Annotated in this window: 10 protein-coding genes and 1 pseudogene; 7 read left to right on the top strand and 4 right to left on the bottom strand. The window is 72.0% G+C overall.

The window, feature by feature from the left end; all coding sequences use genetic code 11:
• The coding region (locus AB0F81_RS47995) for a substrate-binding domain-containing protein (protein ID WP_360210567.1) at positions 1-563 on the top strand (563 nt) is incomplete at its 5' end.
• Here AB0F81_RS47995 and AB0F81_RS47990 read toward each other — a convergent pair.
• The gene (locus tag AB0F81_RS47990; RefSeq protein ID WP_360210565.1) at positions 541-1,029 is read right to left on the bottom strand and encodes a MarR family transcriptional regulator; all 489 of its coding nucleotides are present in this window, start codon (positions 1,027-1,029) and stop codon (positions 541-543) included. The two genes, AB0F81_RS47995 and AB0F81_RS47990, sit on opposite strands and share 23 nt — an antisense overlap.
• A 142-nt stretch (positions 1,030-1,171) precedes the next feature.
• Here AB0F81_RS47990 and glnII point away from each other — a divergent pair, with 142 nt between their 5' ends.
• From glnII to AB0F81_RS47965, 5 genes are all read left to right on the top strand, one after another.
• Positions 1,172-2,179 carry a glutamine synthetase gene (gene glnII / locus AB0F81_RS47985; protein WP_360210563.1) on the top strand — a complete coding sequence of 336 codons (1,008 nt, stop codon included), beginning with the start codon at positions 1,172-1,174 and terminating at the stop codon, positions 2,177-2,179.
• A 55-nt stretch (positions 2,180-2,234) separates the two neighbouring features.
• The gene (locus tag AB0F81_RS47980) at positions 2,235-3,047 is read left to right on the top strand and encodes an N-formylglutamate amidohydrolase (RefSeq protein WP_360210561.1); all 813 of its coding nucleotides are present in this window, start codon (positions 2,235-2,237) and stop codon (positions 3,045-3,047) included.
• 50 nt (positions 3,048-3,097) lie between these two features.
• Positions 3,098-3,427 (top strand): STAS domain-containing protein, encoded by a 330-nt coding sequence (locus tag AB0F81_RS47975; protein WP_360210559.1) that lies wholly within the window; start codon positions 3,098-3,100, stop codon positions 3,425-3,427.
• Complete coding sequence (locus AB0F81_RS47970) at positions 3,420-3,797, top strand: ATP-binding protein (protein ID WP_360210557.1); 378 nt, start codon at positions 3,420-3,422, stop codon at positions 3,795-3,797. The genes AB0F81_RS47975 and AB0F81_RS47970 overlap by 8 nt, the downstream gene beginning before the upstream one ends.
• A 69-nt stretch (positions 3,798-3,866) precedes the next feature.
• Complete coding sequence (locus AB0F81_RS47965) at positions 3,867-6,242, top strand: glycoside hydrolase family 9 protein (RefSeq protein ID WP_360210569.1); 2,376 nt, start codon at positions 3,867-3,869, stop codon at positions 6,240-6,242.
• A 177-nt stretch (positions 6,243-6,419) separates the two neighbouring features.
• Here the strand turns inward: AB0F81_RS47965 and AB0F81_RS47960 are convergent, their stop codons facing one another.
• Together AB0F81_RS47960 and rho are read right to left on the bottom strand one after the other, a co-directional pair.
• On the bottom strand, positions 6,420-7,922 hold the full coding sequence (locus AB0F81_RS47960) for a SpoIIE family protein phosphatase (RefSeq protein WP_360210555.1): 1,503 nt from the start codon (positions 7,920-7,922) through the stop codon (positions 6,420-6,422).
• A 64-nt stretch (positions 7,923-7,986) separates the two neighbouring features.
• A complete protein-coding gene (rho, locus tag AB0F81_RS47955; RefSeq protein ID WP_360210553.1) occupies positions 7,987-9,273 on the bottom strand; it encodes a transcription termination factor Rho in 1,287 nt (428 codons plus the stop codon).
• 43 nt (positions 9,274-9,316) lie between these two features.
• Here rho and AB0F81_RS47950 point away from each other — a divergent pair.
• Positions 9,317-9,559 (top strand): annotated as a pseudogene (locus AB0F81_RS47950) (helix-turn-helix transcriptional regulator); the annotation flags it as partial.
• 216 nt (positions 9,560-9,775) lie between these two features.
• On the opposite strand, the gene AB0F81_RS47945 reads toward AB0F81_RS47950, so the two are convergent.
• The coding region (locus tag AB0F81_RS47945) for a L,D-transpeptidase (protein ID WP_360210551.1) at positions 9,776-10,466 on the bottom strand (691 nt) is incomplete at its 5' end.

Raw genomic sequence — 10,466 nt, 5'->3', positions numbered from 1 at the left:
GCCCGGCCGAGCTGATGACCGCCCGGGTGCTGCCCGCGCTGGCCGGCACGATCGCCGCCGGCGTCGACGTGCGGGTCCGCCTCGGCCTCGCCGACGACCTGCTCGCCGAACTCGTCGCCGGCCGGCTCGACCTGGTGGTCAGCGCGATCCGGCCGCGCCGCGGCGGGCTGCACGCCGAACCGCTCTGCGACGAGGAGTTCGTCCTGGTCGGCACGCCGGGCATGGACCCGGCGATCGCGCCGCTGCTCGCCTACGCGGAGGAGCTGCCGATCGTGCGGCGCTGGTGGCGGCACGTTCTCGGCGCTCCACCGCCGAAGCGTGCGATCCTCGTCGTGCCCGACCTGCGCGGCCTGCGGTCGGCGGCGGTGGCCGGGATCGGCATGACGGTCCTGCCGCGTTACCTGGTGGTGGACGAGCTCAGGGCCGGGACTCTGCTGGACCTGCACCCGACCGACGATCCGCCGATCAACACGATCTACCTGGCCACCCGGGCCGCCGCCCGGGACGAGCCGCACGTGGCGGCGGCCCGCAGCGCCCTGCTCATGCAGGGCCGTCTGTGGTGACCGGCCGATGCCCGGCCACCTCCGTCAGCAATGGCTCGACCACGTCGCCGAGCAGGGCGGCCAGAGCAACCGCGGCGCCCGGGGAGAGCGGGGTGAACACGTGCCGGACCGCCTCGCGGGCCTTCGCGGTGATCTCCCGCGCCATCGCCTCACCCTGCGCGGTGGGGCAGAGCCAGACGCGCCGCCGGTCGGCCTCGTCGCGCTCCCGCTCGATCAGGCCGGCCGCCTCGAGGCGGTCCGCCAGCGGGGTGACCGACGACTGCTGCACGTAGAGCAGCCGGGCCAGCGCGCTGCCGGTCAGGCCGTTGTGCTCGCCGAGCGCATAGAGCGCCAGCAGGTCCAGAGCCGGCATCCCGGCCTCCGCCGCCGCCTCGTCCATGGCGTTCTGGATCAGCCGGCCGGCCTGCAGCATCAGGTAGCCGAGCTCCAGACCACCGGGGGAACGGGCGATGGATTTCGCGGTCACGAGTGTTTCATCGGCCGAAAGATCCGGTGGCTGACAGATCACGACGTAACCGGGATCACGCGTCCGAGGTGCGGGATCGGAAACGTGGATTTGATCTTCGGTGGTTAGCCTCCTCGCGCACCTGCGGATTGAGGAGAACTTCATGCCTATCAAGGCCGAGTACCTGTGGATCGACGGCACCCAGCCGACCGCGAAGCTGCGGTCCAAGACCAAGATCCTGGCCGACGGCGCCGAGCCCGGAATCTGGGGCTTCGACGGCTCCAGCACCAACCAGGCGCCCGGCGACAAGTCCGACTGCGTGCTCAAGCCGGTCTTCACCTGTCCGGACCCGATCCGGGGCGGCACGAACATCATCGTGCTGTGCGAGGTCGAGCTCATCGACGGGACCCCGCACCCCACGAACACCCGCCGCGCCGCCGCGGAGATCGCCGAGAAGTACGCGGACCAGGAGCCGATCTTCGGCATCGAGCAGGAGTACACCTTCTTCAAGGACGGCCGCCCGCTCGGCTTCCCGGTCGGCGGCGGCTACCCGGCCCCGCAGGGTGGCTACTACTGCGGCGTCGGCGCCGACGAGGTCTTCGGCCGCGAGATCGTCGAGGCGCACATGGACGCCTGCCTTGAGGCCGGCCTGCACCTGTCCGGCATCAACGCCGAGGTCATGCCGGGTCAGTGGGAGTTCCAGATCGGCCCGGTCGGCGCGCCGCAGGTCGCCGACGAGCTCTGGGTCGCCCGCTGGCTGCTCTACCGCATCGCCGAGGACTACGGCATCTCCGCCACCCTCGACCCGAAGCCGGTCAAGGGCGACTGGAACGGCGCCGGCGCGCACACCAACTTCTCCACCAACGCGATGCGCGAGAACTACGACGCGATCATCACGGCCTGCGAGGCGCTCGGCAAGAAGCGCCAGGAGCATGTGGACGGTTACGGCGCCGACATCGAGCACCGCCTCACCGGCCTGCACGAGACCGCCCCGTGGACCGAGTACAGCTACGGCGTCTCCGACCGCGGCGCGTCGGTGCGGATCCCGTGGCAGGTCGAGAAGGACGGCAAGGGCTACATCGAGGACCGTCGCCCGAACGCGAACGTCGACCCGTACGTGGTCACCCGCCTGATCGTCGACACCTGCTGCTCGGCGCTCGCCGCCAAGTGACCGACCGGGAGGCTGCGCGCGGTTCCTGTCGGACCCCGCGCGTAGCCTCCCCGGCGTGACCTTCGAGATCCTCCCCGGTGATCCCGGCTCGCCGGTGATCCTGCACGTCCCGCACGCCTCCCGGGCGCTCGTCGAGTCGGGCCTGCTGCTCGGCGGCGACGCGCTCACCGAGGAGCTCGACCACCTCACCGACGCGCACACCGACCTGATCGCCGAGCGTGCCGCCGGCGCCGCGGCCCGCCGTCCGTGGATCCTGGTCAACCGCCTGTCCCGGCTCGTCGTCGACCCCGAGCGGTTCCCCGACGAGACCGAGGAGATGCTGCGCGCCGGCATGGGCCCGGTCTACACCCACGGCTACGCCGGGCGGCGCCTGCGCGCCGCCGATCCGGGCCGCGACGCGCTGCTGCTCAAGGAGCACTTCTTTCCGTACGCGGCAGCGATGACCACCCTGGTCGGCGAGCGGCTGACCGGCACCGGGCAGGCCGTCATCATCGACGTGCACTCCTATCCGACACTTCGCCTGCCGTATGAGTTGCACGGCGACGGCCCCCGTCCCGCGGTCTGCCTCGGCACCGATCCCGCGCACACGCCGGACTGGCTGGTCACCGCCGCCCGGTCGGCCTTCACCCGCATCGGTGACGTCGGCCTCGACAGCCCCTTCGCCGGCTGTTACGTGCCGTTGGAGCACTGGCGGCGGACCACCGCGGTCTCCGCCCTGATGGTCGAGATCCGCCGGGATCAGTACATGCGCGAGCCGGGCGGGCAGCCCACCGCCGGCCTCGGCGCGCTCGCCCGGGCGCTGGCCGATGTCATCAATGCGGTGCTAACGCCACCGAATGGGGTAGGAGCGCTTCGCGTCGGCGGATGACATGATGAGCCCGGCAAGGCTGTCTCGCGCGGCGAAAGGTACGGCAGTCGATGGCGAACTTCGAGGCACGGACGTCCGCCGGTTCCGGCCGGATCACCGTGGCCCTCGCCGGCGAGTGCGACCTGTCCGCCCGCGAGCACCTCACCGCGGTCCTGCTCGACGCCCTGGAACGGGCCAAGGCGGTCTTCGTCGACGTCTCCCGCCTGACCTTCCTCGACTCCAGCGGCGTGCACAGCCTGATCACCGCCCATCACGCCGCCAAGAACCGCGGCTGCCGGATCTATGTCGTCAACGCCACCGGCCCGGTCGCCGCGGTCCTCGAACTCACCGGTCTCGATGCTCTGCTGCGCGCTCCCGCCGAAGAGCGCCGCCATGCCTGAGGTGGCCGACGGGATGTCCTACTCCGAGCCCGGCGACCTGCGGGCGGTCCGCGTGTTCGTCGCCGAGCGGGCTCGCGCGCTCGGCATGTCCGCCCGGCAGATCGACGTGCTCACTCTCGCGGTGAGCGAGCTGACCACCAACACGCTGCAGCACACCGGCGGCGGCGGGCACATCCGGCTCTGGGCCGAGCACGGCCGGCTGGTCTGCGACGTGGTGGACAGTGGCGCGGAGCGGCCGTTCGGCCGGGCGATGCCGGCCGCGGAGGCGATCCGGGGCCGGGGTCTGGCCATCGTGGAGCGGGTCTGCGACGCGGTCTACACGCGGGCCGTGCCGGGCGGCACGCTCGTGCGCATCTGCCTCAACCTCTGAGCGGTTCATATTCCGGAAACACGCTCGTTGCTCTGGGAGCGCTCCCATGTAACGATGACTGTCACTATGATGAAGAAACTCGGTTCGGTTCTGGCGGCCGCCGCGCTCGGCGCCGGTCTGCTCTGGGTGGCCTCGCCCTCCGACGCGGCCGCCGCGCCGCCGTACAGCTACGGCGAGGCGCTGCAGAAGTCCCTGCTCTTCTACGAGGCCCAGGTCTCGGGCAAGAAACCCGCCTGGAACCGGGTGTCCTGGCGCGGCGACTCGGCCATGACCGACGGTGCGGACGTGGGCCTCGACCTGACCGGCGGCTGGTACGACGCGGGCGACCACGTCAAGTTCGGCCTGCCGATGGCGTTCACCACCACCATGCTGGCCTGGGGCGCCGTGGAGAACCGGGACGCGTACGCCGCCTCCGGCCAGCTCAGCCACCTGCTGAACAACCTGCGGGTGCCGAACGACTACTTCATCAAGGCGCATCCCAGCGCGAACGTGCTCTACGGCCAGGTCGGCAAGGGCGACGACGACCACAAGTGGTGGGGCCCGGCCGAGGTGATGCCGATGGCCCGGCCCGCGTACAAGATCGATGCGAGCTGTGGCGGCAGTGAGCTGGCCGCGGAGACCGCGGCCGCGATGGCCGCCAGCTCGATGGTCTTCCGGCCCACCGACCCGGGGTACGCGGACACGCTGCTCAGCCACGCGAAGCAGCTCTACACGTTCGCCGACACGGTGCGCAAGAACTACCACGAGTGCATCACCGACGTGACCTCGTTCTACCGGTCCTGGAGCGGTTACGCCGACGAGCTGGTGTGGGGCGCGATCTGGCTGCACCGGGCCACCGGCGACGCCGCGTACCTGGCCAAGGCGGAGGCGGGCTACGACGCGCAGGGCAACGAGAACCAGACCAGCACCAAGATGTACAAGTGGACGATCAGCTGGGACAACAAGCAGTACGGCAACTACGTGCTGCTGGCCCGGCTGACCGGCAAGCAGAAATACCTCGACGACGCCAACCGGTGGCTCGACTGGTTCACCGTCGGCGTCAACGGCGAGAAGGTGCGCACCTCGCCGGGCGGCATGGTGGTGGTCGACTCGTGGGGCGCGCTGCGCTATGCGGCGAACACCGCGTTCGTCGCGCTGGTGCACAGCGACCACCTCAGCGACGCGACCCGCAAGCAGCGCTATCACGACTTTGCGGTGCGGCAGATCAACTACGCGCTCGGCGACAACCCGCGCAACTCCAGCTATGTGATCGGCTTCGGCGCCAACTCGCCGAAGAACCCCCATCACCGTACGGCGCACGGCTCGTGGTGGGACAGCCAGCAGGTGCCGGAACAGACCCGGCACATCCTGTACGGGGCGCTGGTCGGCGGGCCGTCGTCGCCGGACGACGCGTACACCGACAACCGTGGCGACTACGTGATGAACGAGGTGGCCACCGACTACAACGCGGGGTTCACCTCGGCGGTCGCGCGGCTCTACGGCGAGTTCGGCGGGGCGCCGCTGACCGGCTTCCCGGTCGCCACACCCCCGGACATGCCGGAGCTGTCGGTGGAGACCACGGTGATGCAGAACGAGACCCGGTCGACCGGGGTGAAGGTGATCGTCTACAACAAGTCGGCGTTCCCGGCGCGCGCCCTGACCACGGGCCGGTTCCGCTACTACTTCACCCGGGACGACGAGTCGGCGCTGCAGGTGAGCTCGCCGTACACGCAGGGCTGCCCGGGGCCGACCGCGGCGAGGCAGCACTCCGGCAACGTCTGGTACGTGGAGGTGGACTGCACCGGCCACACCATCGCGCCGGCCGGCCAGTCGGCGCACCGGATGGAGGTGCAGCTCAAGATCGGTGTGGCGGAGGGTGGCCGGTGGGATCCGGCGAACGACCCCTCCTACCGGGCGGCGGCCGGGCCGAACACCGGGGTGCCGCTCTACGACGGGCCGGCGCTGGTGTGGGGTGCGGAGCCGGGCGGCTCGTCGCCCTCCCCGTCGGTGTCGGCGTCGCCGTCCGTGTCGCCCTCGGTCTCGGTCTCGCCGTCCGTGTCGCCCTCGGTCTCGGTGTCGCCCTCGGTCTCGGTCTCGCCGTCCGTGTCGCCCTCGGTCTCGGTGTCGCCCTCGGTCTCGCCGTCGCCGGCCGCGGGGTGCCGGGTCGCCTACACGACGAACCAGTGGAGCACCGGCTTCACCGCGACCGTGACGATCACCAACGGGCCGGCGGCGCTCAACGGGTGGACGCTGACCTTCCCCTACACCGCCGGGCAGAAGGTGACGCAGGCCTGGTCGGCGACGGTGACGCAGTCGGGCACCCAGGTGACCGCGGCCAACGCCTCCTACAACGGTGGCCTGCCCGCGGGTGGCACGGTCAGCTTCGGCTTCAACGGGACACATACCGGTACGAACCCGGCCCCCACGGCGTTCAGCCTGAACGGCACGGCCTGCGCGGCAGGCTAGGGCTGGGGGGAAGGAGGGGCCGGCACGGCCTGCGCGGCAGGCTAGGGCTGGGGGGAAGGAGGGGCCGGCACGGCCTGCGCGGCAGCCTAGGGCTGAGGGAAGGGAGGGGCGGGGCACGGTCGCGCGGCAGGTCAGGGCTGGGGGAGGGGAGGCACGGCCTGCGTGGCCGGCCAGGGTTCAGGAGGTCACTCGGACGGTCAACGTGCAGGTGTCGTCATCCGGACTCGGGGCGTGCAGCAGGCGATGGATCCGCGGCAACGGATCCTCGCCCGGTGCCGCGGAGACCGCCGCGAGGTGCGCGCGCACCTCGGCTGCCCGCCCCGCCATGTCGCCGGAACGGCGCTCCACCAGACCGTCGGTGTAGAACAGCACCAGGTCGCCCGGCTCCAGCTCGGCGTCCACCACCGGGAAGTCCACCTCCGGCTCGGCGCCCAGCAACAGGCCCGGCGGGCGGTCCAGCTCGAGGCTCTCGCCGAGCCGGCCGATCAGCGGCGCCATGTGACCGGCCCGCGCCCACGGCAGCCGCCGGGTCCGCGGGTCGTAGACCGCCACCAGCGCGGTGCCGGTGATGCCCAGCTGGGCGCAGAGCCGGTTCATGTGCCGCAGCAGCACACCCGGCTCGCGGATGCCGATCGACAGCCACGCCACCAGGGCGAACCGCAGGTGAGCCATGCCGCTGGCCGCGTCCAGACCGTGGCCCGCGACGTCGCCGATGGCCAGCACGACCCGGCCGTCCGGCAGGGTCTCCGCGTGGTACCAGTCGCCGCCCACCTTCGTGGCGCTCTCCGCGGGCAGATAGCTGACCATCGCCTCCAGGCCGTCCAGCCGGAACGGCGCGGCCGGCACCGGCTGGATCAGGTTCTGCAGCTGCCCGGCCAGGCGGTGCTCGGCCACGGCGGTCATCTCCCGGGTGCGCAACTGGTCGCTGAGCTGCTCGATCGCGGTCCGCGAATCCACCCGGGCGGTCACGTCCTGCACGACGGCGTAGATCTTCACCGGGTCCCCGGAGGCGTCCCGGGCCACGTCGGAGAGGATCCGCAGGTGCTTGACGGCCTCGCCGATCCGGAACCGGACCGTCACGTCGGAGGTGGCCCCGCTGTCCAGCGTCTGCCAGGCCGTCTCGGCGATCCCGCGGTCCTCCGGCAGCATCGCCCGGCCCTGCTCGAAACGCGACATCGGGCCCTCGGCCGGGTCCCGCTCGTAGATCCGGTACATCCCCGGCGACCACTCGCTGCGGCCGCTGACCAGGTCGTACTCGGTCCAGCCGAGGCTGCCGAGCAACTCGGTGTGCTCCAGGCGGCGCTGATGCTCGTCCATCCGCTGCCACCAGACCAGCAGGCCGCCGAGCACCCGGTGCACGCTGATCTCGAAACGGGACTCGGCGACGACGCCGGACTGTTTCTCCTCGTAGCGGAACTCGTCCATCCGGCCCGGCACGCCGGTGCGCTGCACCTCGGCGTAGAGGTTCCAGAGCGGGCCGCCCACCATGGACGGATAGAGCTCGCTGAGGCGGCCGTCGACGCGCTGCGTGCCGCGCCCGTAGATGTCACGGATCTGGTCGCTGGTGCCGGCGATCCGGAAATCGACCAGCTCGCCGGACGGGTCGTGCACGGGCAGCAGCCAGGTGCAACCCGCCGGGATCGCCGCGAGCAGCTCCCGAACCACGGCCTCGTCCGCCATCCCCGAATCCTATCGGGGCACAGGGAGTGGTGGCGCACACCGACACGTAGGTGGGGCGGGGGCTCTAGGCGTACGCCATCGAAGCGGCGATCCGGCGCAGGAAGGCCGCGTTGCTGTCGGTGGTGCGCAGCTGCTTCAGCAGCTGCGCCATGCCCTCGCGCCGTTCCTGGCCAGCCATCGCGCGGCGCACCTGGCCGGCGACGGCCAGTTCGGCCGGCGGCAGCAGCACCTCGTCGTGCCGCGTGCCGCTGGCGGTCACGTCGATCGCCGGGAAGATCCGGGCCTCGGCCAGCGACCGGTCCAGTTTCAGCTCGGCGTTGCCGGTGCCCTTGAACTCCTCGAAGATCAGGCCGTCCATCGCCGAGCCGTTCTCCACCAGCGCGGTCGCGATGATCGTCAGCGAGCCGCCGCCCTCGGTCGCGCGGGCCGCGCCGAGCAGCCGCTTCGGCGGGTGCAGCGCGGTGGAGTCCAGGCCGCCGGAGAGGGTACGGCCCCGGCCCGGCGCCGCCAGGTTGTAGGCCCGCCCCAGCCGGGTGATCGAGTCGAGCAGCAGCACCACGTCGGTGCCCTGCTCGACCAGGCGTTTCGCCCGCTCGACGGCGAGTTCGGCGACCGCGGTGTGATCCTGCGGCGGCCGGTCGAAGGTCGCCGCGATCACCTCGCCGCCGACCGTGCGGCGCATGTCGGTGACCTCCTCCGGGCGCTCGTCGACCAGGACGGTCATCAGGTGGCACTCCGGGTGGTTCGCGGTGATCGCGCCGGCGATCTGCTGCAGCACGGTGGTCTTGCCGGCCTTCGGCGGCGCGACGATCAGCGCCCGCTGGCCCTTGCCGATCGGCATCACCAGGTCGATCACCCGGGTGGCGATGTCCGGGCCGTTCTCCAGGCGCAGCCGCTCGTGCGGGTGCACCGGGGTGAGCCGGTAGAAGTCGGGGCGCGGGCCGGGCGCCTCGATCTGCAGGCGGGTGGCCCGGCCGCCGGTGATCTCGGCGACGCCGGTGATCCGGTCGCCGCGGCGCAGGCCGAGGCGGCGCAGCTCGCCGCCGGCGAGCGTGATGTCGGCGCGGCCCGGCAGGTAGCCGTCGGCACGCAGCCAGGCGCGGTCGTCGACGACGTCCAGCAGGGCGTCGACGGCGAGATGGGTGGTGGGCTTCTTCGGGGTACGGGTGACGACAGTCACGAGGTGCTCCTGGTGGGTGTGGGTGCCGAACGCCGAGCCGGAAACACCGGCGGGCGGGCGAGAAGCCGTCGAACGGCTCAGGGAAAAGTGGATCTCCGGGCGGCGATGAGAACGCCGGCATCCGGGATCCGGATGGGCCCACGGTAGCACCGGTTGGCCGCGACGGGCCATCACGGGTGATGATGACACTCAGGTTCGAGCTGAGGAGACGGGGATGCCACTGTTGCGGCGGGTGATCGGGGCGGTTCTGCGGCGGGTTCGCCAGCACCAGGGCCGGACGTTGCGGGACGTCGCCGACGCGGCCGGCGTGTCCCTGCCCTATCTCTCCGAAGTGGAACGCGGCACCAAGGAGGCCTCGTCGGAGGTGCTCGCCGCGATCTGCCGGGCGCTCGGCCTGCCGATGCCGGACCTGCTCGACGAGGTCCGCCGGGAACTTCTGCGCGACGCCCCGGTCCCGCACCTTCGCCTGCGCAACCTGACGCAGCGCAGCGCGCAGACCACCCCGAGCGCCCGCAGCGGTATGCACAGCACGCCGCAGGTGCGCTGCGCGGCCGGTGGCCTGCGCTCGGCCGCGCTGCTCAGCCGCGGCTGCCGTTCCGGCCTGACGGTGCGCGCCCGGGTTTAGGAGCTGTCCCCACGCCTCGCTCCGCGCGATCCGCGAGACAGAACCTGATCAGGCGACGACCAGGACCGGCGTGCCCGGGTCGATCTCCTTCAGCAGGGTACGCACGGCGGCCGCCGGCATGCGGACGCAGCCGTTGGAGACGCTGCGGCCGAAGGCGCTGCTGTTCGTCCAGGCGTGGATCGCGGTGTGCGCGCCCTGCAGGCCCTCGGCGAGTTCGTCCGGGTTCTCCGGGACCGAGCCGAGCACCAGCGCGTCGAGGCCGGCGAAGACCGCACCCTCGGTGTTGGTGCGGCCCATGACGAAGGTGCGGCCGGGCGGGGTCCGGGTGCGCCGGGTGCCGAGGGCGACCTCCCAGGACTTCTGCTCCTCGCCCCCGCGCAGCCAGGTCAGCCGGTGCTCGCTGAGATCGACGACGATGTGGTCACGCAGCGGCTCCGGCTGCCAGCCGTCGGTGGGCACCCAGCCGATCCGCTGGTTCGCCGAGGGGGCGAGCACGGCCGCCCAGCCGTTCTCGCGGGCGACGATCGGGGCGACCACGGGCAGGCCGGAGATGCGCGGCGGCAGGAAGGCGCGGGGTTTGCCGCCGGGAGCGTCGTAGAGCGCCATGCGCTCGGTGGGGCGCAGGGCCTCGGTCGGTGCGGTGTCGGCCGAGCCGGGGTCGGCGGGCAGCCCGCGCGGGCCTTTCGCATAGCTGATCACCGGCAGGTCGCCCGGCGGGGCGACGGCCGGCAGCGGGGCG

Origin of the sequence: Actinoplanes sp. NPDC024001 (genome assembly GCF_040638955.1) — a bacterium.
GTDB lineage: Bacteria > Actinomycetota > Actinomycetes > Mycobacteriales > Micromonosporaceae > Actinoplanes.
Note: the sequence above shows the minus strand (reverse complement) of the source record. Positions and strands in the feature narration are given on the sequence as shown.